This is a genomic window from Streptomyces flavochromogenes (assembly GCF_000717595.1).
GTDB lineage: Bacteria > Actinomycetota > Actinomycetes > Streptomycetales > Streptomycetaceae > Streptomyces > Streptomyces flavochromogenes.
Genome location: NZ_JNZO01000047.1, coordinates 12,643 through 36,353 on the forward strand (window position 1 = coordinate 12,643; position 23,711 = coordinate 36,353).

Sequence of the window (23,711 nt, forward strand, 5' to 3'; positions counted from 1 at the left end):
TCAGCCCTTCCCGGGGTCGGTGTCGTCGCCGATGATCGTCAGCGTCTCCTCGGGGTGCTGGACCGCGGCGAAGTGGCCGCCCTCGATCTCCACCCGGCGGACGGGCGCGGAGCTGTGCGCCGACCACGGCCAGACCCGCTCCGGTGGGGCGTGCACGTCCTCGCGCGCGGCGATCAGGGTCAGCGGGAAGTCCACCCGCAGGCCCGCCGCCTCGCGGGCGAACTCCGCCCGGACGCAGTCGTCCTCGCGGAGCATCCGGAGCAGGATCCGGCTCATCGTCGGTTCGGCGAGCACCGCGGGCGGAGTCCCGCCGTCGGCCGCCGTACGGGCGAGGAGCTCGTCGTCGGGGACGGCGGCGAGCAGCGCACCCGGCCGCTGGAGCGCCGGCGGTACGGCCCCCGAGAGCACCGACCGCACCGGCGCCACGCCGGTCTGCCGGGCGACGTGCTCGGCCACCGCGAGGCTCATGGTGGCGCCGAAGCTGTGCCCGAACGTCGCCCAGCGCAGCCCGGGGCACCGCTCGCGCTCGGCGAGCAGATCGGCCACCACCTGCTCGGCCATGGCCCGTACCAGTCCGTGGTAGTTGACCGCCTTGCGCTCCTGGCGGCGCGCGCCGCGGCCGGGCGCGTCCACGCCCCGGATCCGCAGCTGCGGCTCGCCGAGGGTCTGCCAGCCGCGGTAGACCTGCGAGGTCGCCCCGGCATGCGGGAAACAGTAGAGCCGCACCGGAGGGCTCGTGACAGGGTGCACGGTCATTCCTTCATGCTCCGGGCCAGCTTCTCGGCCAGCATCAGGGTGGTCAGATTGGTGGGGGCGCTGGGGATGACGGGGAAGAGCGAGGCGTCGGCGATCCGCAGGTTCTCGGTGCCGTGGACCCGGCCCTCCTGGTCGGCGACGGCGTACGGGTCGGAGTCCGGGCCCATCCGGCACGAACCGGCGGCGTGCCAGCCGGGGTTCATGATGTGGCGGACCCCGCTGCGCAGCACGCCGTCGTTGGCGACCATGCGGTCGCTCCAGAACTGCGTGCGTGTCAGCCGGGCGGACAGCCCCGGGGAACGCAGGAAGCCCCATGCCCTGCGGACGCCGTGGCAGAGACGCTCGACGTCCTCGGGGTCGGTCCCGAGGCCGAGTTCGATGACCGGGGAGGCGAGCGGGTCGGCGCTGTCGAGGAAGACCCGGCCGCGGGAACGGGGACGGAGCAGCATCACGGACATGCCGACGACCAGGGGCCAGCCCAGCCGGTCGACGAAACCCGGGATGGTGTGGCTCTCCACGTTGTTGAGGAGCCCCATCTGGACGTCGACGTCGTCGTCGAAGCCGCTGCTCATACGGGCCGCAACCTGGCGCCAGGGCAGGCCCGGCGTGCACACGCCGTCGGCCGGCCGGGACCAGATGACGACGGACGGGTGGTCCACCAGGTCGCGGCCCACGCCGGGAAGGTCGACGACCGGGTCGATGCCGAGGGCGCCGAGCAGGGCCGCGTCGCCGACGCCGGAGCGCTGGAGGACCACGGGGGTGCCGACGGCCCCGGCGGCGAGGATCACGTGCCGGGCCCGGACGGTGTCGAGCCGCCCGTCCCGTTCGGTCTCCACGCCGACGGCGCGGCTCCGGTCCTTGGGGTCGAACAGCACCCGGGTGACCCGTACGCCGGGACGCACGTGGAGGTGGGGCAGGTCGCGGGCGTCGGAGAGGAAGGCGGTGGCGGCGTCGATGCGCTCGCCCTCGACCGTGTTGCCGGGGATCGGGCCGACGCCGGCCTCCTCCCCGGAGTTGAGGTCGGGGAGGTCGGTGACGCCCTGGCGGGTGCACTCCCCCCAGAAGGCGGCGTCCAGGGCGTGGACCCGATCGCGCGGGGTCCGTCGGATCGGGAGCGGGCCTCCGTCTCCGTGCCGGGGGTGGTCGGGGTGGTCGACGTCGTTCTCGATGGCCTTGTAGAAGGGCAGCACCTTGTCCCAGGACCAGTCGGGGTTGCCCTGCTCCGCCCAGGCGGCGAAGTCACGGGGCAGCCCGCGCAGGGCGATGGCGCCGTTGACGGCGGAGCCGCCTCCGACGACCTTGCCGAGCTGGTAGGGGAAGCGTTCCCAGAGGGCCCGGGCCGGGTTCCCGGTGCCGTCACCGCCCTTGAGCAGGTCCTCCAGACGGCCGCTGCTGCGGAGGTTGGCCCGGTAGTCCCAGTTGAACCCGGCGAGGACGAGCCGTCCGGCGTCGGCCAGCGGGTGGGCACGGTCGCGGGGGACCGGCTGGTCGGGTCCGGCCTCCAGAAGCAGGACGGTGCCGGAGTCGCGGGCGGCCAGCCGTGCGGCGACGAGCGCGCCGGCGGAGCCGCCGCCGACGACGACGTGGTCCCATTCGGCCACGGTGGAGTCCGGGGTCGGGGCGGGCGTCGTGGTCATGCCGCGGACCCCTTGGACTCCTCGGATCGGACGGGCTCCTCGAAGACCGTGGACCCCTCCGACTCCGCCGCCGGGGCGATCAGTTCGGCGAAGGACGAGATCGACGCGTTCATGAAGAGGCCCTCGACCATCTCCTGCTCCATGTCCGCCTCGATCCCGAACTCCGCGCGCAGGACCGTGAGCAGGCCGACCGCGTGCAGCGAGTCGCCGCCGATGTCGAAGAAACCCTCCTCGACGCCGAAGTCGCCGTGGCCGAGCTGCTGGGACCAGAGTGCGAAGAGCCGCTCCTCGACCCGGCTGCGCGGGGCGACCCGGGTGCCGGTGGTCTCCGCGTCGTCGTTCCACGGCGTGGGAAGCGCCTTGTGGTCGATCTTCCCGTTGGTGGTCAGCGGCAGGGTCTCCAGGGTGAGGAAGCGGCTGGGCACCATGTAGCCGGGCAGTGCGGCGGCGAGCGCCTCGCGCAGCTCGGCCGGGTCCGGCGTGGCGCCCGCCTCGGGCACCACGTACGCCGCGATCTGCCGCTGTCCGGTACGGGCGTGGGCGGGCGCGGTGACGAGGGCGGTGCGCACCTCGGGCCGGCGCAGCAGCGCGGCCTCGATCTCGCCGAGCTCGACGCGATACCCGTTGATCTTCACCTGGAAGTCCTCGCGGCCGAGGATCTCGATGTCGCCGCCCGGCAGGTAGCGGCCGAGGTCACCGGTCCGGTAGATCCGCTCCCCGGTGACCGGGTGGACCGGGAAGCGTTCGGCGGTGCGCCCGGGGTCGCCGAGGTAGCCCTGGGCCACGCCGGTGCCGCCGATGTGGATCTCGCCCGTGACTCCGACGGGCGACGGCTCCTGCCACTGGTTGAGGACGTGCATGGTCTGGTTGGCGAGCGGCTTGCCGTACGGGATGCTCGACCACTCCGGCCGGACGGTCTCGACGGGGTGGTGGATCGACCAGATGGAGCCCTCCGTGGCGCCGCCGAGGCTGATCACCCGCATCGCGGGGAGCTTCTCGCGGATCCGGGCCGGCAGGTCGACGGGGATCCAGTCGCCGCTGAGCAGGGCGAGGCGGAGCCGGCAGCCGCGGGGCACCGGGCCGTCGCCCAGGGCGTCGATCCACATCCGCATGGGCGCGGGCACGCTGTTCCAGATGGTCACCCCGTAGCGCCCGACGAGCTGGGACCAGTGGGCGAGGTCGTTGCCGCGCGCCGGGTCGGGGACGACGACGGTGCCACCGGCGCCGAGCACACCGAAGAGGTCGTACACGGACAGGTCGAAGCCCGCCGGGGCGAGCGCCATGGTGCGGTCGTCCGGGCCGACGCCGAAGCGGCGGTTGATGTCCTGGACGGTGTTGGCGGCGCTGCGATGGGTGATCATCACGCCCTTGGGCTCACCGGTGGAGCCCGAGGTGAAGATGACGTACGCGAGGTCGTCGGGTCCCTGACGGCGTCCCGGCGACCACTCCGGGCAGGCCAGGGTCTCCGCGTCCTCGGGGGTCAGTACGGTCACGCCGTCCGGCCAGGGAAGCGACTCGCGCAGCTCGGGGTCGGTCACCACGGCCCGTACCGAGCAGCGGGCGAGCAGTTTCAGGCGCCGCTCCTCGGGCAGCTCGGGGTCGATGGCCACGTACGCGGCGCCGGTGTGCAGGACGCCGAGCAGAGCGGCGTACTGGGCGGCGCCGGGCCGCATCGACACGGCGACGATCTCGTTCGGGGCGGCGCCGGGGCTGCGGAGCAGCCGGTGGGCGATCCGGTGGGCGGACTCGGTCAGCTGCCGGTACGTGGTCTCCGTGCCGGGCGTGATCACCGCGGGCGCGTCGGGCGTGCGCAGGGCCGCCTCGGCGACCAGTTCGTGCAGGAGCGCGGCCGGGATGTCCTGGGTGGTGGCGTTGGCCAGGGCGCGCTCCTCGGCCTCCGCGGCCGGCAGCGGCACGATGCCGCGGGTGGCGTCCCAGAGCTCGGGCTCGTCGACGAGCCGGTCGAGCAGCGTCGAGTACGCCGAGAACATGGCCTCCAGGGTGCCGGCGGGGAACAGGCCCTCGACGGCGTTCCAGTTGACCGAGAGCCGGCCGTCGAGCTCCAGGATCTGGTTCTCCAGCCACACCTGCGGCGTGCGGCTGTGGTCGTGGACCAGGGCCCCGAAGGACTCCAGGCGGCCGGCGCCGGGCGCGCCCCTCCCGGCCCCGGCCCCGAGGGTGCTGGAGAAGACCACGGGCAGCGACGCCCGGCCGTCGTCCCTGCGGCGGGCCAGGTCGCGCAGCACGCGGATGCCCCCGTGCGGGTGCGCCAGGTCCTCCAGGAGACGCTGCTCCAGGTCACGGGCCCGCCGGGCGAAGTTCTCCTCGGGGCGGCCGCCGACGGCGAGCAGGCTCGGGTCGAGGAAGTTCCCGATGACGTCCTCGACCCGCGGGTGCAGGCCGAGCCGGTGGAACTGGGTGACGGTGAGGGTGAACTCCTGCCGCCTCGACCAGGTGCGGAGGACTTCCGCGTAGGCGGCGAGCAGCACGCCGGACGCGGTCAGGCCGTGCCGCTCGGCCGCCGCCCGCAGCGCGGCCCAGCGTTCGGGGGCGAGCTGCGCCCGGTGCCGTACGAAGCGGGGGGTGCCGAGCTGCTCCGGCGCGGCGGCCAGGGGCAGTTCGGGGGCGCCCGGCAGGGAGTCCAGGCGGTCCGCCCAGTAGGCGGCGGACTCCCGGCCCAGGGCGTCCCCGCGCAGCTCCTCCCGCGCGAGGACGTAGTCGCGGAACGAGAGTTCCGACGGCTCGGGCCGCCACGCCGGGTCGTCGTGACATCGGCGCCATTCGTCCATGAGCCGGTACAGCCCGCGCATGTCGAGGAACAGCAGGTCCACGGCGACATGGAGGCGCATGCGGTCGTCGTCGAGCCGGGTGGCCCGGACATCGAGGAGCGGCGCCCGGTCCAACGGCAGCACCTGCTCCGTCAGTTCGGCGCGTACGCGCTCCAGCTCCGCCGTCCGCTCGGACTCGGGCCGGCCGCGCAGGTCCGTGACACGGATGACGTACGGCTCCACCTCGGCCACGGGGACGACGCGCTGGGTCTGGTCGGTCCCCGCCACCGTGCGCAGGGCCTCGTGGCGGTCGATCACGGTGCGCAGGGCCTCGGTGAGCCGGCCGGGGTCGAGAGCGGGACAGTCGAACTCCAGGTAGTACTGACTGGAGACGCCGCCCAGTTCGAGCCCCTTGTGGCGGCCGATCAGATACGCCTGCTGGATGTCGGTCAGCGGGAAGGGGTCGTGCCGGTGCTCCGGCTGCGGCTTGAGCTCGAGGAGCCGGTCCTCGTCCAGGCGGGGGTGACCGGCACCGCCGCGCAGCCTTGCGAAAAGATCCTCCATCGTCGTCCGTCCCTTTTCCTCGGATGCCCTGCCGGGCTTTCGGATGCCGTGCCCGGGTCCTCGGCCGCCCTGCCGGGCTTTCGAATTCCCTTGCGAGAAGCGACGTTAGGCAGTGGGGGTAAACGGTCTCAATACGGTGGGACCGTAGGGACGACCGAAGGATTTCGGTGCCGCTGGACCACCGCTGGACCGGCCCTGGACCCGCCCTGGAGCGCCCTGTCGGGCCACTTGACCTGCGGCGGGACGGCGGCGACATCATCGGCTCATGGGAATTCGAAACTCCCCGGAGTCGACCGGGAAACGCATACTCATCGGTGCCACAGGATCCATCGCGGTGACCGGACTTCCGGCGTATGTCGAGGCGATGCGCCGACAGATCGAGGGCAGCACGTTCACCGTTCTGCTGACCCACACGGCGACCTCTTTCATTTCGCCGGAGAGCGTCGCGCTCTTCGCCGAAAGGGTGGTGAGCGGGGAATCCCCGGCGGACTGGCCGACCGACAAGCCCTCCCGGCTTGCCGCCGACCACGACATCCTCGCGGTGCTGCCGGCCACCGCCCACACGCTCGCCTCGGCAGCCGCCGGCGCCGCGCCGAACCGGCTGCTCACGGTCGCGCTGTCGGTGGACTACCCCGTGGTCCACTTCCCGGTGATGGGCGCCAGGATGTGGCACAAGGCGGCCGTGCAGCGGAACATCGCGCGGATCCGCGAGGACGGCGGTCTCGTCAACGAGCCGGAGTGGCACGACGGCTTCGATCCGACGACGGGAACGGTCAGCCGGCATCCGGCCCTGCCCGCGCCGGAGACCGTGGCCACGGTGATCGAGGACCTCCTGGCCAAGCGGCACCCTCTGTCCTGACCTCGGTGACACACACGTCAGGGCCCCGCCGGATCCGGCGGGGCCCTGACGTGTGTCGTGCGGGGCGTCTCGTGCGAGCGGCTACTCCGCTATCGCCGTGGCCTCGATCTCGATCAGGAAGTCGGGCTCGGCGAGGGTGGCGACCCCGACCAGGGTGGTCGGCCGGATGACGTCGGCACCGAGCCTGGCGGCCGCGCGCTCGGCGCCCGCCGTGATCGCGTCCCACTTGTCGAGCGACCAGTCCACCGCGTAGATGGTCAGCTTCACCACGTCGTCGAAGGTGGCGCCGGCCGCGGCGAGACCGGTGGCGATGTTGAGGTAGACCTGCTCGGTCTGCGCCGCCAGGTCGCCCATGCCGACCGGTTCGCCGTCGGCGGTACGCGGGGTCTGGCCGCTCAGGAAGATGACGCGGCTTCCGGTGCCGACCGCCAGCTGCCGCCAGCCGTAGGGCTTGGTGAGTCCGGGCGGGTCGATGTTCTCGACAGCCATGGGGTGTCCTTTCTGGAGGGAGGGACAGGGCGCGGTGCTGCTGCGCCCGGCGTGGCGGGGTGTCAGCTGTATTCGCGGCAGGTCGCGTAGTACTTGCGCAGCAGGCTGACCAGCTCCGGGTCGAAGCGGGACGCGAAGAGCAGCTCGGCCGGCGGGGTGAACTCGGGGTCGAGCTCGTCGGCCCAGGCGAGGGTGGCGGGGCGCAGGTCCATCTCGATCCACTGGTGCCACTCGACGGGGATCGTCCAGTCCTGCTCGTAGCCGATGCCCATCTGGTGGTCGATGAGGAGGTCGACGATCTCCTCGCGGGTCCCGGTCCGATAGGGCTGCCGCAGCGGCGCGAACCGGTCAAGGTCGGCCTGCGGCTCCTCGCCGAGGATGCGGGCGGCGAAGTCCTGGGCGATCAGCGGCGACAGGTGCAGTCCGTCGCGGTAGGTGCCGGTCATGATCGTCAGGCCCTGCATGCCGCCGTCGCCGAGCAGCGGGAAGCCGTCCATGGAGACCGGGCGGTTGCCGACCTGGACCTTGGTGACCTCGCTGTTCCAGAGGTTGCGGCGGACCTGGCGGTGGGCGCACTGGAGCAGGAAGACCAGGTCGCGCATCTCGGCGGTGTCGCGGGGCTCGACGGCGATGACGTTGGTGGCGCCGACGTAGACGTGGCCGTCGCCGCGGGGCACCACGTGCAGGCCGCACGCGAAGGAGCGGTTCGGCGTACGGATGACGCTGTCCGGGCTCGTGCCGTCCTGCGTCTTGATCAGCGAGGAGACTCCGTAGCCGCTGACCAGCCGGGGGATGCGGGGGCCCACGGGCAGACTGTCGAGGAGTTCCTGGGTACGTGCGCCGGCGGCCAGGGTGACATGGTCGGCGGAGATCGTGCGGCCGGAGGCGAGCACGACTCCGGTGACCCGCTCGCCCCGGTACTCGACGCGGGTGGCGAACTCGGGAACGAGCGTGGCACCGGCCCGGACGGCGGCCGATTCGAGGCGCTCCAGGAGGGCGGCGGCGTTGACCGCGTGCTCGCCGGGTATGTGGAAGGCCTTCAGCGGGCGGGAGATGGGCTCGGCGTCGACCCAGTCGAGGTCGGCGGGCTCCACGTCCTCGAACGGCTCTTCGTAGCGGGTGAGTTCGGCGCGGATGGCGTTGTAGTTGGCGTCGTCGATCTCGGCGGTGCCGATGGTGTTGAGGACGACGGTGGTGCCCTGGGCGGTCCTGACCGGTGCGCCCTCCGTCTGCTCCTCCAGCTCCTCCAGCCACGGTCCCCACAACTCGGTCGCCTTGATGCCGAGTTCGAGCTTGTGGCGGCCGTGCTCGGTGGCCAGCAGGGAGGTGGTGACCTCGCCGAAACAGCCGAGCATGGCGCCGGCCGCGGCCGATCCCGCCCAGGGCCGGTGGGGCTGGCCGAGCACGGCGACGCGCTGTCCGCGTCGCGCCAGGACCCAGGCGAGCGACAGTCCCAGGACTCCGTTTCCGGCGATGACGGTGTCGTAGCCGGTACCGTCCGCGTCTGCGTTCCTGTTGGCGTTCATCAATGTCCAATCTCCCGGGGCGCTGTCAGGTCGCCCCGATGGGTGTGGGTGGGTCGATGGCGTCGGAACTGCTGGTGCGTGTGGTGCGTGTGGGGTCTTGGTGCGCGGAAGACGCGCGGGCGGTCAGCGGCGCCGGAACTCGTAGAGCGTGAAGTCCATGTGGACGATGCCGTGTTCGTCGGTGTGCTCCTTGACCACGGGGGAGTCGCCGAACTCGGCGGCGGGCAGCTCGACGGACTCGGTACGGAGCCGCTTGCCCTCGAATCCGGCCTCGTCGGCGGCGCGCAGCATCTTGAACGGGTTGCCCATGGCCTCGCTGGTGCCCAGGTAGACGCGACCGTCGGCAGCCAGATGGCGCACCACATCACGGAAGAACCGGTTCACCAGCCCGTACCCGGGGTCGAAGACCGCGCGCTCGATGTGCCCGGCGTACGGCCGGCCGGCGGGCGCCTCGATGAACGGGGTGTTCCAGAACACCGTGTCGAGCTGCTCGTCGGGGTCCAGGGCGTCGAAGAGGTCGCTGGTCAGCGCGGTGAACCGGTCCGCGACTCCGTGCCGCTCGGCGTTGCGCCGGGCGTTCTCCACGGCGGCCGGGTTGATGTCGGTGGCGAGCACCCGCGCCGCCCCGTGCTGCGCGGCGAGCACGGCCGCGACACCGGCGCCGCAGCCCAGCTCCAGGAAGCGGCCGCCCCGCTCGTACGGCACCCAGGAGGCGAACAGGCCGGGGCCGGGGTCCGTGTAGGGCGGGAACACCTCGGGCAGCAGCTCCCATTCCCTGCCGAGCAGCGAGAAGGTCGACTGCGTGGGGCGGTCGGGGCTCTGGATCTGTGACACGACCCAGGTGCCGAGTTCGTAGCCCAGCTCGTTGTCCATGAGGTCCTCCCTGTGGGGGAGCCGGCGGAGAGTCCCGGGGGTCGGAGCTCTCCGCGGCTACCGGTGATGTGTCATGACGATGAATCAGTTGTCCGCGACCGCCTGGGCGTTCGTGGGGACGCTCGCTCCCGCTGTCGCGCTCGCGGGCCCGGCGTCACGGGCGGCCCGGTTGCGCGCCATCGTGCGCTCGACCAGGACGACCGGGACGGTGAGGACGGCGAGCCCCGCACCCAGCCACGGGATCGAGGTGAGACCGGCACCGGCGCCGAGCGCCACGCCCGCGAGGACGGGGACCACGCTGATGCCGAGCTGGAACATGGACACGGCGGTCGCCCCGGCCAGCGTCGGCGCGCCCGACGCCACGGTGAACACCCGCCCGTAGATCGCCGGGTTGAGGACGAAGCCGGCGACGCCCATGAGCAGGACCAGAGGGACGACGGCCACGGCGTAGTCGGCGAGGAGCGCGAGCAGCACGGAGCAGACGAGGATCCCGCCGGCCCCGATGAGCAGGGCGTGGTGGGGGCGCCCGTCGGCGATCCGGCCGCCGATGGAGAGGCCGATGAAGGCCCCGATGCCGAAGAGGACGAGGATGCCGGGCACCCACACGGAGTCGACGCCGGTGACGTCCGTGAGGAAGGCCGCGAGGTAGTTGTACGAGATCATGTACGCGGCGGTGCTGAGCAGGGTCGCGGCATACACCACCCACAGCTGCGGCTGCCGCATCGTCCGCAACTCACGCTTCACGCTGGGCTCTTGTGCCGCCTTGGTGGCGGGCACGGCGACGATCGTGGCGATCGCGCTCAGCACGGTCAGCGCGACCACCGCCCAGAACCCGCCCTGCCAGCCGGTGAAGTGGCTGAGGAAGGCGCCGGCCGGGCCGCCCGCGACCATCGCGATGCTGAGGCCGCTGACCACCACACCGGAGGCCCGGGCGGTGCGGTCGGGGGTGACGAGGGAGATCGCGGTGACCGCGGCCACCGCCCAGAACCCGGCGTACGCCAGGCCGATCAGGAAGCGGGTGACCAGCAGCACGGTGAAGTCGTCGGTCAGCAGACCGACGGCCACCCCGGCGGCGAACACGGCCTGCGAGATCACCAGGGTTGTACGGCGCGGCCAGCGCAGGGTCAGCACCGCGAGCGGCGGGCCGCCGATCACCACGCCGATGGCGAAGGCCGAGATGAGGGCACCGGCGGACGACAGCGAGATGTCGAGGTCGTCGGCGATGTCGGGGAGGACACCGGCGAGCAGGAACTCGGCGCTGCCCATCGCGAACAGGCTGAACGCGAGCAGATAGACGGCGAGCGGCAGCCTGCCGTTGGCCTTCGGGGCGGCGGCCTCCTGCGGTTCGGTCTGGACGCTCATCGGTGGCCACCTCCCGGCTGCGTGGCGGCGGGGTACGGGGTCTGGGTGACGTGCGGGACGGTGCGGGGGCGCGGGGCGGCGGCGGGGCGCGGGGGGACGCGTCGCACAGCCCCGGGGGTGGCCAAACGCATGAGCGGACTCCTCGTTCTGACGGTTCGGGCATACGGATCAGGGCGGGTGCGCGCCGGTCTGCCGGCCTCGGCGGTCCGCCGGATCGTGGTGATCACCAGTGACCCCCATGCTGGAACCGGGCTCCGCGGACGGACAACATTTGTTGCCGATACCGGGACGCGGAGGGGAGCCGTCGGCCGGTGGATCACTCCTCACCCGGTACGCCCTCACCCCAGCCCCACTTCTTGATGGTGGTGCGACGGGTGGGGCCGACGTCCGGCTGGGAGTTGGCCATCGCGCGGCGCGAGCCGAACTCGATGTAGCCGACGAAGGCCGAGCGGAACTCGGCGTCCTCGGGGAGCCCGACCTCGTCCATCGCCGTCAGCATCAGCTCCACCCAGCGGGCCCGCTGCTCGGGCTTGATGGCCCGGCCCCGGTGGCGGGAGACCATGTGGGGGTAACCGCCGTGCTGCTCGGTGTACCGCGTGGGCCCGCCGAGCACCTCGCCGAGAAAGGTCGCGACGTGCTGGGGGTGGTCGTCGTCCATGTGCGCGAAGAGCGGGGCGAGGAGCTCGTCCTTGCGGACGCGGGCGTAGAACGCCTCGGTGAGCCGCTCCAGCGCCTCGGTGCCGCCGATCCATTCGTAGAGGGTGGGTACCTGCTGCTGGTTCCGGGCCTCGTCCTGCGCCGGGGCCTGCGCCGGGTCCTGGTGCTGGTCCGTCACTGTGTCGCCTCTCTCGGGTGTCTCGTGCGGTGGGGGTCGAGGTGGAGCTGGAGGTGGGGCTCAGGTGGGGTGCGGGAGGGGGCAGGGGCAGGGGTCAGGCCGCGTAGAGGTCGAAGGTCGGCGTCGGCCGGCCGCCGTGGGCCGGGGTGTCCAGGCGCGGATCGACCGAGAGCATCGCCTGGTGCAGCCGCTGGAGTTGCGGGGCGGGCTCAAGACCCAGCTCCTCGACGAGCCGGCGCCTGAGGCCGCGGTAGAGCTGGAGGGCCTCGGACTGCCGCCCGGCGCGGTAGAACGCCACCATCGCCTGGGCGTGCAGTCGCTCGTTGGCGGGGTGGAGGCGAGTCAGCTCGACGAGTTCGGCGAGGAGTTCGCCGTGCAGACCGAGGCGCAGTTCGGCGTCGAGCCGGCGTTCGACGGCGAGCAGCCGGCTCTCTTCGAGGCGTGCAGCGTGGATCCGCAGCGCCGCCCCGGCCCGTACGTCCACCAGGGCCGGTCCCTGCCACAGGGCGAGGGCCTCGCGGAGCAAGCGGGCGGCACGGGCGCTGTCGCCTTCGGCGAAGGCGGTGTGTCCGGACTGCGCGGCGCGCTGGAAGGCGAGCGCGTCGACGTCCTCGTCGGCGATCCGCAGCAGATAGCCGTCGTGACCGGTGGCCAGCAGATCCCGGGCCCGCGCCGGACCGGTGGCGCCGGTCGACCCGCTCGCCGTCCCGGTCGTCCCTTCCGACCCGTACGGGCCGCCGAGGGCGGCCGCCAGTGCCCGGCGCAGCCGCAGGATGTAGGTCTGGAGGGTGCTGTGCGCGCTGCACGGCGGCAGCGGGCCCCAGAGTTCCTCCTTGAGCGTGGCCACCGGAACGGGCCGGCCGGGGTGGAGCGCGAGGAGCGCGAGAATCTGTCGCGTCTTCGCCGCACTCGGGACGACCGGAACTCCGGCCGTCTCGGCGTGCAGCGGGCCGAGAATCCGTATCTTCACGCGTCCTCCGTCCATCGCCCGAGTGCCGTCCGGATCGGTCCCTTTCCGAAGCGGCTGTTCTGGGAAGGAACGTAGGAGTGCGGGGGTGAGAGCCTCAATACGGTGGGACCGTAGGGCTGACCGAAGAATCTGCGGAGGGGGCTCCCTACGGGTGGCGGGCGACGAGTAAGGGGTGCGGACTCAGGGCATGCCGAAGCCCCCGAGGGCGAGGGGGACGCGCTTCGGGGGCATTGCGGGAACCGCGGGGCTGCTAATCTCCTTAGTTAATTCGTTTGTCTTTCCTTTTCAGGTCCGCTTTTCGCCAAGGTGACAAATTCACCGGCCGGATTCAAGCCGACGCAAGAGGCCTGCACAACCGTGCGGTGTGCACCGTGACGGCGGTCAGATAGAAGGCGTCGGGACGCCACAGGACCCCGGTGCAGGCGTCCCCGTCGAGGAGTTGCTCCACGGTGAGCCGGTCCACGAGGTCGAGGCGCTCACCGAGGTCGGCGAGCAGCCCGTGCAGCCGGGTGTGGAGATGCCGGCGGACCGGTACGTCGAGCGGTGCCGGGAACTCGATGAGGAACGTACGGGTCCCGGCGGGCACGAGCCCGGCCGAGGCCAGCAGGCAGGGCCAGTCCTCGACGACGGAGGTGGCGCCCGGGAGCCGGGACCGCCGGGCGGTGACCTGCTCCTCGACGGCGGCGTCCAGGCGCGCCTGGAGCCCGGGCCGGCCGATGCCGATGTCCCGCGGCAGGAAGCGCGGCGGCAGGCCCCGCTCGGCGACGGCGAGCAGCCCGCCGGGGCGCAGCGCGGAGGCCAGGCTTCGCAGGGCGGCCTGCTGGTCGCCGAGGTGGCGGCAGACGTTCCCGGTCCAGATCAGGTCGACGGGGCCCGACCGGGCGAATTCCTCGGGCCGTTCGGCCCGCTGCGTGGTGATCCGGTCGGCCAGCCCGTGCTCGGCGGCCCGGGCCTCGGCCCGGGCGAGCAGGGCGGGCGACCGGTCCACGGCGAGGACATGGGCCTCGGGGAAGGCGTCGGCGAGGGCGTGGGAGGCCACGCCCGGGCCGCTGCCGACGTCGAGGATCCGGCGGACGGCGGCCGTGGCCCGGTCCGCGGGGCCGAAAAGGCCGCGCAGCCAGTGGGCCGCCTCGGCCAGGAAGCCGGCCTGCAGTTCGGCCTCCTGCTCGGCCGGGTGCCCGTCGCGGTCCTCCGCTTCGTACTCGGCCCCGGGCCCGCCCGCGGGCCCGACTGCCGGCCCGCCCAGGCCTCCTCCTGCGGGTTCGGCTCCGTGTTCGCCATTGCGCCCGGTCTCGTGCCCGGCTTCGTGCCCGGCTCTGTCTGCGGCGCCGAGGGCGTCACCGGCGAGGCCTCCGGTGCCATGCGTGGGTGTCATACGGTCACCTCCGCCGGCCAGGATGGGGACGCCGGGGACACCGGACAACTCTTGTTGCCGGTTCCGGGACCGACCGCCGGATCGTACGGACGGGAACCGGCCGGTACGCGGGGACGGCCGCCCCCGACGCCGCGCGACACACGGACCCGGGGGCGCAACAGGTCCCGGCTGAACGTGTCGAGCAGCTCCCACCGGGAGGTGAGCGGGAAGTAGTGGTCGCCGGGGACGGTGTCCACCCGCAGGGACCGCCGGGTGCACCGGCGCCAGCCGGCCAGATCGGCCCCACTGACACTCCGGTCCTCGCTGCCGCCCATGGCGGTGACCGGGCAGTGCACGACATGGCGCGGGTCGCGCCGGTACGACTCGAGGACGGCGAGGTCCGCACGGAGAGCGGGCAGCACGCGGGGCGCGCGCGAGGGGTCGAGGGCGCCCGGGGGGATCCGGCCCCGCCGGGCGAGCCTGCGCAGCAGCTCGGCGTCCGGCAGCTGGGAGACGGCGTGTTCCGGGGCGGGCCGGTACGGGACGCCGGCCCCGGAGACGTACAGCCGCTCGGCCACCGCGTCGTACTCCCACTCCAGGCGGGCGGCGATCTCGTAGGCGAGGAGGGCGCCGAATCCGTGCCCGTAGAGGGCGAACGGGCGGTCACGCATGCGGGCCACGTACGGGATGATCTCGGCGAGCAGCGGTTCGAGCCGGCCGCAGGGGCGGCCGCGCGGATGGCGGCCGCGGCCCGGCAGTTCGACGGGGGTGACGACCACCGAGGTTCCGAGGGCCTCGGCCCAGGGCAGGTAGACGCCTGCCGAGGCGCCCTCGAAGGGGAGACAGAACAGCCGCACGGAGGTGTCGCCGGTCATCGGGCCACCGGTCCCCGGGTCCGAACGCCGGTCAGGGGGCTGCTCGGCAGCGCGGGGACCGGTGGCGCCGTAACCGGTGGGGCCACGACCGGTAGCGCCGCGACCGGCGCCGTAAGCGGTGGTGTCGCGGCCGCCGACGCCGTAACCGGGGGTGTCGCGACCGCCGACGCCGTAGCCCGTGGCGCCGTGACCGCCGGCGTCGTGACCGGTGGAGTCGTGACCACCGACGCCGTGCGCGGTAACGCCGCGACCGGTGACGCCGTGCCCGGCGGGGTCGCCCGCGACCGAGCCGTGGTGGCCGCGCGGCGCGGGATTCCGCCCCGCAGGAGGACCGCGTACGCGTCCGCGGCCTCCTCGAGGATCCGGAGCCCCGCCCGCCGGTCCATCAGCTCGCGGGCGTACCGCCAGGCGAAGGTCCAGTCGCGGTCGGAACGACGGATGAGGGTGGCGCACATCAACGGGGCCCGGTCGAGGGGGAGTCCGGCGGCGGACTCCCCGGCCAGGCGTTCGGCGAGCCGGGTGTCCTGCACCTCGGCCCGGGTGGCCCGCCAGTCCACGATCTGCAGCCGGAAGCGGGCCTCGGGCCGCAGCGTGCGGCGCAGCAGGCCGTCCGGCCCGCGGTGGAGCGTGGTGCGGGACAGGGGAGTGCCGTCCAGGACGGACTGCCACGCCTGCTCGTACACGTACGGCACGACTCCGCGCAGGGACATGACGAACTGTTCGGTGCGGAGCTCCTCGCTGATCGCGGACACGCGGTACCGCTCCCTCCATCAGGTTTACGCCAATTGGCCGGTGGTGAACTCACGGATCGGGGGCAACCGCTTTCCGGGCCGTTCACTGGTCACCGCCGCACATCGGTGCCGACCGTACCTGTGCGGTCCCCATTCACCTCAATACGGGGGCACCGAAGCAATGGCCGAAGGAATACGTTCGGAATCCGTGCGGCGAGATCCGCTGTACAAATATCGCCGCCCCCGTGTTAGCGTCGGGATCCTCGGAGGTGTGGGCCGTTCACCGGTGTTCGGGGGATCGGCGTGGAGGACTTCGACCGGTCTCCACGCAGTCTGAAGAAGGCATTTCCAGCATGACGGCGGCGGTTCGGGCCATGACCTGAAAAGGGCCTTGACGGCGCCGGCTCCACAGCTTTTCCGCATGGCCTCCCCCTGCCGAAGTGGCGACCTCGTCCGAGTCATTCCACTGTTCGGCAGGGAGGTGTGGGGCGGTGCCCAAGGAGCTGTTCGGCAGGAGCGAGGAATCGAAGACCATCACCGAGATATTGGACGCCGCGAGAGCGGGTGCGGGCGCGGTCGCCCTGGTGGAGGGCATCATCGGCACCGGCAAGACCTCGCTGCTGCGCTGGGCCGAGGAGACGGCCCGTGACCAGGGCATGATCGTCCTCTCCGCCACCGCCTCCCCGGCCGAGCAGCGCTTCCCCCTCGGGGTCGTGCACCAGTTGCTGGGGACGCTGCCGGAGACCGCGCACGGCTGGGACCGCACCTTCGCCGCCTACGGCGGCCCGCACGGCGGCGGCCGGACCGAGCCCGACTACCCGCTCCTCGCGGAGCTGTGCGCGAGCGTGGGCCGCGCCGCGCGGCGCACCCCGATCCTGCTGACCGTCGACAGCGTCCAGCACGTCGACTGCCCTTCGCTGCTGTGGCTGGGCTTCCTGAGCCGCCGTCTGGAGAACCTCCCCGTCGTCCTGCTGGCCACCAAGCGCTGCGGCGAACCGGCCAGTGACCAGCACCTTCTGGTCGAGTTCATGGAGGGGCTGCGCCCCGACCGCCACATCCATCTGAGCGACCTCAGCCCGAGCGCGGCGCTCGATCTGGCCACGTCGCTGTGCGGTCACGGCCACGGTCACGAGGCCGTGGACGCCCTGGTCGCCGGGACCGGCGGGAACCCGTACCTGCTGACCGAGCAGATACGGACGGGTCCGACGGGCCGCTCCGGCCCCCTCGTCCCCGCGGGCGCGGGTCACATCGGGGGGCTGCCGGGACGGCCCGGTCTGCCGGGGCGGCAAGGCCATCCGGCGTCTCCCGGATATCCCGCGTCTCCCGGGTATCCGCGTGACCCCGCGCATTCCGCGGACTCCACCGAGGCGCGCGCCGGCCGGGCGCCGGGCGACCCGCCGGACGATCGACTGGGGCTCCAGGCCGTCAAGGAGCGCATCCTCTGCATGCTCCGGCGGATCGACCCGTACGGCCTTGAGATCGCCCGCGCCGCCAGCATCCTGTGCGGGCCGGTGGACGCCGCCCTCCTCGCCGACCTCTGCGGCGTCCCCACCGAGGACGCGTGTCGATGTATCAGCAGACTCACGGAATCCGGACTGCTCTGTCCCCACGACATGAAGTTCCGCCACCCCCTCCTCGCGGGGCTGCTCTACCAGGACATCCCGTGCGCCGAGCGCGCCGAACTGCACCGGCTCGCCGCCCGCAGGATGCGGCACCGCGGCGATCCGAGCGAGGACGTCGCCTCCCATCTGCTGCGCTCCCACCGTCTGGACGAACCCTGGATGGCGCAACTCCTCATGGAGGTCGCCCAGGGCGTGGTCGAGCACGATCCGGCGGGCGCCCGCCGGCTGATCGAGAAGGCCGTCCTGCACGGTGTGCCCGAGGGTCACGAGGACCGGGCCGAAGCCCTGCGGATCCAGGCCCTCAGCGGCCTCGACCTGCCTGCCGCGGCACGCGCCCTGACCGCACACACCGCCACCGTCACCGCGCCCGCCGAAAGGTTCCGGCACGCGCTGCGGCTCTCCGATCTCCGGCTGCGCCTGGACGACACCGCGGGCGCGCTGGAGATCCTCGAGGAGGCCCGGCGGGAGACGGCGGGCACGCTCGACCCGGCCGCCTCGGCGCGACTGCGCGAGGCGATGGCGCAGGTACGGTTCCACGACGGCGGCCGCCCCGAGGGCGGCGGCCACGGGTCCTGGGGCCATGACGACGGATCCCAGAGCCTCGGACTCCACGACGGCGGATTCCACGGCGACGGCGCTCATGACGGCGGCGCTCACGGCGACGCGGGTCACCCCTCCCGCCACGGGCGTCACCCCGGGGAGGAGGACCGGCTGTTGCGCGTCCTGCTCCTGCGTACGGCCACCGGCGACTCGGCGTCCGCGGCGCGGCGGATCGCCGACCGGCTCCTGTCCGTCCCGCGCGCCCCGTACGGCTCCGCCCGCTGGTACCAGGCACTGCTCGCCCAACTGTGGGCGGGCGACGTCGAGGAGGCCCGGCGGCACATCGACACCGAGGTCGGACTCGCCCGCGCCGACGGCAGCACGACCCGGATCGCCGAGGCGCTGGCCGTACGCGGTCTGGTGCAGCTGCACCGCGGACAGCTGGTCCGGGCCGAGGACGACGCCCGCGAGGCGCTCGACCTGCTCATCCGGATCCGCGCCGGCCGGTTCCACGTGGGGCCGCTCGCCCGCAGCGTGCTCATCGACGTCGCCATGGAACGGGACGACATCGCCGCGGCCGGGGCCCTCCTCGACGACGCCCCGCCGCTGCCCGGCGACCGGCCGGTCACCTGGTGGCGGCTGCACCTCCTGCACAGCGCCGGGCGGGCCCTCGGCCGGCTCGGCGAGGCGCGGCGCGGTCTGGTCCTCCTCGCCCACTGCGAGGAGGAGCTGGCCCGGCGCGGCATCGTCAACCCGGCGATCCTGCCCTGGCGCAGCACCCGCGCCGCGCTCCAGCTGGCCCGGCGCAACGTGGCCGCGGCCCGCCGCGCCGCCCAGGAGGAGACCGCGCTCGCCCACCGCTGGGGCGCCCCCTTCGCGCTGGGCAGGGCCCTGGTCGCCGAGGCGGCGGCGAGCTCGGGCCGCGAGGCGCTGCGACTCGCCGACCGGGCCGTGGACCTCCTCGAACCCACCCCGGCGCCCCTGCTGTTCGCCCACGCCCTGTACGCGGCGGGGCGCGCCCACCGGCAGAGCGGCACGCCCCGCCGGTCCCGCGAACTGCTCCACCGTGCCAACGAGGTCGGCATCTCCCTGGGCGCCGACGGCCTCGTGGAGGCGGTGCAGCGGGAGCTGCGGGACGCGGGCGGCCGCCCCGACCCGCGCAAGGACTCGACGGAGTCGCTGCTCACCCCCACGGAGCGGCAGGTCTCCGAACTGGCCGCGCGCGGGATGAGCAACCGTGACATCGCGCGGCTGCTCCAGGTGAGCCTGCGGAACGTCGAGTCCCATCTCACCCACTCGTACCGGAAGTTACGCATCAGCGGACGGCACGAGCTGGCCCGCTTCTTCCCCGCCGACGAGCCCCCGGATCCGGCACCGGTCCTCCTCTACCAGCACCGGACCGCCCTCACCCCGACCGCCAACCCCTAGACACCCGTTCCCTGGAACCAGGCCCTAGGGCTCGATCAGCCCCACCCGGATCGCGTACCGGGTCAGCTCCAGGCGGTCACGCATGCCGAGCTTCTGGAGGAGGTTGGCGCGGTGGCGTTCCACCGTCTTCGGGCTGATGACGAGGAGGTCGCCGATCTCCTTGGAGCTGTGGCCCTCCGCGACCAGTTTGAGGATCTCCTCCTCGCGTTCCGTGACGGCCTTGTCCGGCAGGGGCCTGCCCTGCTCGGCGCGGTCGAGATAGGTGCGGATCAGGGCCGTCTCGGCGCCGGGGTAGATGAAGGGCTCGTCGCGGACCGCCGCCCGGCAGGCCTCCACCAGGTCGCGGTCCGCCACCGACTTCAGGACGTAGCCGCTCGCGCCGGCCTTCAGGGCCTCGAAGAAGTACTGCTCGTTGTCGTACATCGTGAGGATCAGGATCCTCAGCTCCGGCTGGAGGCGGCTGAGTTCGCGGGCCGCCTGGAGGCCGGTCATGCGGGGCATCGAGATGTCCAGGACGGCCAGGTCGACGGATTCGGAGCGGGCCAGGGCCACGGCCTCCGCGCCGTCCGCCGCCTCCGCGACGACCGTCAGGTCCGGCTCCGCGTCCAGGATGAGGCGCACTCCTCCGCGTACCAGCGCGTGGTCGTCCGCGAGGAGGATCCGGGTGGGGGACGGGGTTGCCGGGGCCGTGGGAGGTGTGGGGGCCGTCATGGCGTCGCCTTAGCGCTCGGTGTGCTCAAGTGGACTTCCGTACCGCCCTCTTCGCCTCCGCGGATCGTCAGTTCCGCGCCGATCAGTAGGGCGCGTTCCCGCATGCCGCTGAGGCCGGCGCCGTCCGGCGCCCGGCCGATTCCCCGGCCGTCGTCCTTGACCAGGAGGCCGACCCCGCCCCGGGGCAGGCGGCGCAGACGCAGATCCACCCGGGTCGCGCCCGCGTGGCGGGCCGTGTTGGTGAGGCCCTCCTGCGCCACGCGGTAGAGCACCAGCTCCGTCGCGTGGTCGAGCCTCGGGAGGCCGGACTCGATGTGGGCCCGTACCGTCAGGCGCGGTGTCGAGAACTCCGAGGCCAGCGACCTGAGCGCGCTGTGCAGCCCCAGCTCCTCCAGCACCCCGGGGCGCAGCCGGCGCGCGATGCGGCGGATCTCGTCCAGGCTCGTCCGGGTCGTCTCCTGCGCCTGGTGGAGTTCGGTGCGCAGCTCCTCCGGAGCGTGGTCCGCGGCGTGCTTCAGCTGGAGCAGTACCGCCGTGAGGGTCTGCCCCACCTCGTCGTGCAGCTCCTGCGCGATCCGCCGCCGCTCCTCCTCCTGAGCCGAGAGGACCCGGGCGGTGCTCGTGGTCCGCTCGGCCTCCAGCCGGTCGAGCATCGTGTTGAACGTGCGCGTCAGGTCGGCGAGCTCGCCGCGTCCCGTCACCGCGGCCCGCCGCCCCGGCCTCAGCAGGTCCGCGGTCCGCATCGCCCGGGTGAGGCGCTGGAGCGGCGCCAGTCCGAGCCGCAGCAGGAACGCGTTCGCGAGGAGCATCGCGACGAGGCCCGCCACGAGCACGATCGCCTCACCCAGGAGGACGGGCGTGGAGACGGTGACAGGGCCCAGCAACAGCAGGACGGCGACGATCAGCACCGAGGCGTTGAGAAGGAAGATGCGCCAGTACAGCGACACTTTTGCGACTCTCTCCCTTGCCCGCTCCGGGCCTCTGACCTGCGGCGGGATCCATGTCCCCGCCTCATCCTGACCAGTTTCCGGTGTCTTGTCCATCCGTGCCGACACCCATGTTCCGGGCGTCCCGGCGGGTGGCACCATGGCCCCCGACCACCGACCTGATCACCCTTTGACATGACAACAGAAGGGACGGGCCCTTGCCTGCTCCGCGGATGAGAACGACACCCCTGCCCGGCATAGGCGTCCAGTACGACCTCACCACCCGGGAGCACCGCCAGCTGTCGGTCATCGCGCACCGCGACGGAACCCGGACCGTGAACGTCTACCGGGGCGACGACCCCGACGCCTGCGCGCAGTCGCTCCACCTCACCGAGGCCGAGACCGCCTCGCTGATCGACGCGCTGCTCCCCGCGCACCACAGCCCCAACGTCCTGCACACCACCGACCTGGGGCTCGTCGCCGAACGCATCGAGCTGTCGGCCCACTCGTACTGGAACGGACGGCTGCTCGGCGATACGCGGATGCGCACCGATGCCGGCGCCTCCATCGTCGCCGTACTGCGCCGCTCCGGGGCCGTACCGTCCCCGACGCCCGCCTTCCGGTTCGCCGGCGGCGACACCCTCATCGTCATCGGCACCCGCGAGGGCGTCGACGCGGCCGCCGCGATCCTCGGTCGGGAGTGAGGGCGGCGTGCACTCCGCGGTCTTCCTGATCGAATTCGGCGCCATCATCCTCGGTCTCGGCCTGCTCGGGCGGCTCGCCGGCCGGTTCAGCTTCTCCCCGATACCCCTCTACCTCCTCGCCGGGCTCGCCTTCGGCAAGGGCGGCCTGCTGCCGCTCGGCACCAGCGAGGAGTTCGTCGCCATCGGCGCCGAGATCGGGGTGATCCTTCTGCTTCTGATGCTCGGCCTGGAGTACACGGCGAGCGACCTCGTCTCCAACCTCAAGACCCAGTACCCGGCCGGGCTGGTCGACTTCGCCCTCAACGCCCTGCCCGGCGCCGCCGCCGCGCTGCTCATGGGCTGGGGGCCGGTCGCCGCCGTCGTCCTGGCGGGAGTCACCTGGATCTCGTCCTCCGGCGTCATCGCCAAGGTCCTCGGGGACCTCGGACGCCTCGGCAACCGCGAGACACCGGTCATCCTCAGCATCCTGGTCCTCGAAGACCTCGCCATGGCCGTCTACCTGCCCATCATCACGGCCCTGCTCGCCGGCGTCGGCCTCGCGGCCGGCAGCGCCACGCTCGCCATCGCCCTGGGCGTGGCCGGCGCCGTGCTGTTCGTCGCGGTCCGCTACGGACGTCTGATCTCGCGGTTCGTGTCCAGCGACGACCCGGAGAAGCTGCTTCTCGTCGTCCTCGGCCTGACCCTTCTCGTCGCCGGCGTCGCCCAGCAGCTCCAGGTCTCCGCGGCCGTCGGAGCGTTCCTCGTCGGCATCGCCCTCTCCGGGGAGGTCGCCGACGGAGCCCACGCCCTGCTGAGCCCCCTGCGCGACCTCTTCGCCGCGGTGTTCTTCGTCTTCTTCGGACTGCACACCGACCCCGCCAGCATCCCGCCGGTGCTTCTCCCGGCGTTCGCCCTGGCCGTCGTCACCGCACTGACCAAGATCGCCACCGGTCACTGGGCCGCGCGGCGCGCGGGCATAGGGGTCAAGGGGCGCTGGCGGGCGGGCGGCACGCTGGTGGCGCGCGGCGAGTTCTCCATCGTCATCGCGGGCCTTGCCGTCACCGCCGGGGTGCAGCCCCAGCTCGGGCCCTTCGCCACGGCGTACGTGCTCATCCTCGTGGTGATCGGGCCGCTCACCGCCCGCTACACGGAGCCGGTCGCCGCGTACCTCCTCCGGGGGCGACGACGGAAGCCGTCGGCCCCGGAGGCTGTGACCGTACGGGAGCCGGAGACGGGACCCGAGCCCGTGCGCGTACCCGAGCCCGGGTCCGCCTCCGACCGTGTGTGAACGCGGGAGGCCTGTCGCGGCCGGGGCGTTCGGCGGAGAACGCCGAGGCCGCCGAGGCCGCCGAGAACGCCGAGAACGCCGAGAACGCCGAGAACGCCGAGAACGCCGAGAACGCCGAGACCGCCCGGCCCTCCTGGACCGCTGAGTACGTATCGCCCCCCGAGCCGGCTCAGCCCGCGATCTCGATCGCTTCCCCCTGCGGGGCGGTCCGCTCCGCGGGCTGACCCGCCGGCTGCTTCCGCGTGATGCCCTGGAGCAGCTGCGCGAGGTCCACCCCGGTCGTGGAGGACAGGAGCTCCATGCCCTGGGCGACGTTGTCCGCGACCGTACGGGACAACTGGCTCGCCCCGTCGGTCGAGATGACCGTCATCTTCTCGACGGCCGACAGCGGCTCGGACGCCTTGGCCACGACCTGGGGCAGGACCTCGACGAGCATCTGGAGGACGGCCGCGTCCCCGTACTGGGCGTAGGCGTCGGCCTTCTTCTGCATGGCCTCGGCCTCGGCGGAGCCCTTCGCGGCGATCGCCGCGGCCTGGGCCTCGCCCTCGATGCGTACGGCGTCGGCGAGGGCCGCGCGGCGGGCCTTCTCACCCTCACCGGTGAGCCTGGCCCGCTGGGCGTCCGCCTCGGCCTCCTTGACCAGGGCGATGCGCCGGGCCTCGGCCTCCTGCTCGGCCTGGTAGCGGGCGGCGTCGGCGGGCTTGCGGACCTGGGTGTCGAGCTGGCGGTCGGTCAGCTCGGCCTGGCGCGCGGCGACCTTCTCCTGCTCGGTCAGGATGTCCTGCCGGCGGGCGGCCTCGGCGAGCGGGCCCGCGGCGTTCGCCTGGGCGGCGGCCTCGTCCGTCTGGGCCTTGATCTCGGCCTGCTTCAGGTAGAGGGTCCGCTGCGCGATCGCGATCTCCTCCTCCGCCTTC

At 72.9% G+C, this 23,711-nt stretch carries 19 protein-coding genes; 4 read left to right on the forward strand and 15 right to left on the reverse strand.

Annotated elements, in window-relative coordinates; genetic code table 11:
- The 3 genes from IF00_RS0137980 to IF00_RS0137990 are packed head-to-tail and all read right to left on the reverse strand — an operon-like array spanning position 1 to position 5,725.
- A complete protein-coding gene (locus tag IF00_RS0137980) occupies positions 1 to 756 on the reverse strand; it encodes a thioesterase II family protein (RefSeq protein WP_030326258.1) in 756 nt (251 codons plus the stop codon).
- Entirely contained in the window at positions 753 to 2,393 is a 1,641-nt protein-coding gene (locus tag IF00_RS0137985) for a GMC family oxidoreductase (protein ID WP_037640120.1), read from the reverse strand. The genes IF00_RS0137980 and IF00_RS0137985 overlap by 4 nt, the downstream gene beginning before the upstream one ends.
- Positions 2,390 to 5,725: a non-ribosomal peptide synthetase gene (locus tag IF00_RS0137990; protein ID WP_078945018.1), complete on the reverse strand. Its 3,336-nt coding sequence runs from the start codon at positions 5,723 to 5,725 to the stop codon at positions 2,390 to 2,392. The genes IF00_RS0137985 and IF00_RS0137990 overlap by 4 nt, the downstream gene beginning before the upstream one ends.
- Positions 5,726 to 5,990: 265 nt before the next feature.
- Here IF00_RS0137990 and IF00_RS0137995 point away from each other — a divergent pair, with 265 nt between their 5' ends.
- Complete coding sequence (locus IF00_RS0137995; RefSeq protein ID WP_030326263.1) at positions 5,991 to 6,584, forward strand: flavoprotein; 594 nt, start codon at positions 5,991 to 5,993, stop codon at positions 6,582 to 6,584.
- Positions 6,585 to 6,665: 81 nt separating this feature from the next.
- On the opposite strand, the gene IF00_RS0138000 is transcribed toward IF00_RS0137995, so the two are convergent.
- The 9 genes from IF00_RS0138000 to IF00_RS0138040 form a co-directional block, all read right to left on the reverse strand.
- Positions 6,666 to 7,073 (reverse strand): RidA family protein, encoded by a 408-nt coding sequence (locus IF00_RS0138000; RefSeq protein ID WP_030326265.1) that lies wholly within the window; start codon positions 7,071 to 7,073, stop codon positions 6,666 to 6,668.
- A 62-nt stretch (positions 7,074 to 7,135) separates the two neighbouring features.
- Positions 7,136 to 8,599, reverse strand: a complete 1,464-nt coding sequence (locus IF00_RS0138005; protein WP_030326266.1) for an NAD(P)/FAD-dependent oxidoreductase — start codon at positions 8,597 to 8,599, stop codon at positions 7,136 to 7,138.
- A 123-nt stretch (positions 8,600 to 8,722) separates the two neighbouring features.
- Positions 8,723 to 9,472: a methyltransferase gene (locus IF00_RS0138010; protein ID WP_030326269.1), complete on the reverse strand. Its 750-nt coding sequence runs from the start codon at positions 9,470 to 9,472 to the stop codon at positions 8,723 to 8,725.
- 84 nt (positions 9,473 to 9,556) lie between these two features.
- Complete coding sequence (locus tag IF00_RS0138015; RefSeq protein WP_078945019.1) at positions 9,557 to 10,834, reverse strand: Cmx/CmrA family chloramphenicol efflux MFS transporter; 1,278 nt, start codon at positions 10,832 to 10,834, stop codon at positions 9,557 to 9,559.
- Positions 10,835 to 11,150: 316 nt separating this feature from the next.
- Positions 11,151 to 11,669 (reverse strand): group II truncated hemoglobin, encoded by a 519-nt coding sequence (locus tag IF00_RS0138020; protein ID WP_051820835.1) that lies wholly within the window; start codon positions 11,667 to 11,669, stop codon positions 11,151 to 11,153.
- A 94-nt stretch (positions 11,670 to 11,763) separates the two neighbouring features.
- Entirely contained in the window at positions 11,764 to 12,639 is an 876-nt protein-coding gene (locus IF00_RS0138025) for an AfsR/SARP family transcriptional regulator (protein WP_030326275.1), read from the reverse strand.
- A 328-nt stretch (positions 12,640 to 12,967) separates the two neighbouring features.
- On the reverse strand, positions 12,968 to 14,014 hold the full coding sequence (locus IF00_RS0138030) for a class I SAM-dependent methyltransferase (protein ID WP_078945020.1): 1,047 nt from the start codon (positions 14,012 to 14,014) through the stop codon (positions 12,968 to 12,970).
- Positions 14,011 to 14,868 carry a thioesterase II family protein gene (locus IF00_RS0138035; protein ID WP_051820836.1) on the reverse strand — a complete coding sequence of 286 codons (858 nt, stop codon included), beginning with the start codon at positions 14,866 to 14,868 and terminating at the stop codon, positions 14,011 to 14,013. Before IF00_RS0138035 ends, IF00_RS0138030 begins: the two co-directional genes overlap by 4 nt.
- Complete coding sequence (locus IF00_RS0138040) at positions 14,865 to 15,620, reverse strand: condensation domain-containing protein (protein WP_030326282.1); 756 nt, start codon at positions 15,618 to 15,620, stop codon at positions 14,865 to 14,867. Before IF00_RS0138040 ends, IF00_RS0138035 begins: the two co-directional genes overlap by 4 nt.
- Positions 15,621 to 16,090: 470 nt before the next feature.
- Here IF00_RS0138040 and IF00_RS41940 point away from each other — a divergent pair, with 470 nt between their 5' ends.
- Positions 16,091 to 19,189, forward strand: coding sequence for a helix-turn-helix transcriptional regulator (locus IF00_RS41940; protein WP_037640123.1), 3,099 nt, complete (start codon positions 16,091 to 16,093; stop codon positions 19,187 to 19,189).
- A gap of 24 nt (positions 19,190 to 19,213) precedes the next feature.
- Here the strand turns inward: IF00_RS41940 and IF00_RS0138055 are convergent, their stop codons facing one another.
- On the reverse strand, positions 19,214 to 19,900 hold the full coding sequence (locus tag IF00_RS0138055; RefSeq protein WP_030326287.1) for a response regulator: 687 nt from the start codon (positions 19,898 to 19,900) through the stop codon (positions 19,214 to 19,216).
- Positions 19,897 to 20,847 carry a sensor histidine kinase gene (locus IF00_RS0138060; RefSeq protein WP_030326290.1) on the reverse strand — a complete coding sequence of 317 codons (951 nt, stop codon included), beginning with the start codon at positions 20,845 to 20,847 and terminating at the stop codon, positions 19,897 to 19,899. Before IF00_RS0138060 ends, IF00_RS0138055 begins: the two co-directional genes overlap by 4 nt.
- 197 nt (positions 20,848 to 21,044) lie before the next feature.
- Here IF00_RS0138060 and IF00_RS0138065 point away from each other — a divergent pair, with 197 nt between their 5' ends.
- Both IF00_RS0138065 and IF00_RS0138070 read left to right on the forward strand, forming a co-directional pair.
- The gene (locus IF00_RS0138065) at positions 21,045 to 21,530 is read left to right on the forward strand and encodes a cation:proton antiporter regulatory subunit (RefSeq protein WP_466413518.1); all 486 of its coding nucleotides are present in this window, start codon (positions 21,045 to 21,047) and stop codon (positions 21,528 to 21,530) included.
- Between the two features lie 7 nt (positions 21,531 to 21,537).
- Positions 21,538 to 22,797 (forward strand): cation:proton antiporter, encoded by a 1,260-nt coding sequence (locus IF00_RS0138070; protein ID WP_037640126.1) that lies wholly within the window; start codon positions 21,538 to 21,540, stop codon positions 22,795 to 22,797.
- A 169-nt stretch (positions 22,798 to 22,966) separates the two neighbouring features.
- Here the strand turns inward: IF00_RS0138070 and IF00_RS0138080 are convergent.
- On the reverse strand, positions 22,967 to 23,711 hold a 745-nt coding region (locus IF00_RS0138080; RefSeq protein ID WP_037640128.1), incomplete at its 5' end, for a flotillin domain-containing protein.

Bases quoted from the DNA above. Each gene is read 5' to 3' on its own strand.
- IF00_RS0137980 (WP_030326258.1), bottom strand. From the start codon at position 756: ATGACCGTGCACCCTGTCACGAGCCCTCCGGTGCGGCTCTACTGTTTC.
- IF00_RS0137985 (WP_037640120.1), bottom strand. From the start codon at position 2,393: ATGACCACGACGCCCGCCCCGACCCCGGACTCCACCGTGGCCGAATGG.
- IF00_RS0137990 (WP_078945018.1), bottom strand. From the start codon at position 5,725: ATGGAGGATCTTTTCGCAAGGCTGCGCGGCGGTGCCGGTCACCCCCGC.
- IF00_RS0137995 (WP_030326263.1), top strand. From the start codon at position 5,991: ATGGGAATTCGAAACTCCCCGGAGTCGACCGGGAAACGCATACTCATC.
- IF00_RS0138000 (WP_030326265.1), bottom strand. From the start codon at position 7,073: ATGGCTGTCGAGAACATCGACCCGCCCGGACTCACCAAGCCCTACGGC.
- IF00_RS0138005 (WP_030326266.1), bottom strand. From the start codon at position 8,599: ATGAACGCCAACAGGAACGCAGACGCGGACGGTACCGGCTACGACACC.
- IF00_RS0138010 (WP_030326269.1), bottom strand. From the start codon at position 9,472: ATGGACAACGAGCTGGGCTACGAACTCGGCACCTGGGTCGTGTCACAG.
- IF00_RS0138015 (WP_078945019.1), bottom strand. From the start codon at position 10,834: ATGAGCGTCCAGACCGAACCGCAGGAGGCCGCCGCCCCGAAGGCCAAC.
- IF00_RS0138030 (WP_078945020.1), bottom strand. From the start codon at position 14,014: ATGACACCCACGCATGGCACCGGAGGCCTCGCCGGTGACGCCCTCGGC.
- IF00_RS0138035 (WP_051820836.1), bottom strand. From the start codon at position 14,868: ATGACCGGCGACACCTCCGTGCGGCTGTTCTGTCTCCCCTTCGAGGGC.
- IF00_RS0138055 (WP_030326287.1), bottom strand. From the start codon at position 19,900: ATGACGGCCCCCACACCTCCCACGGCCCCGGCAACCCCGTCCCCCACC.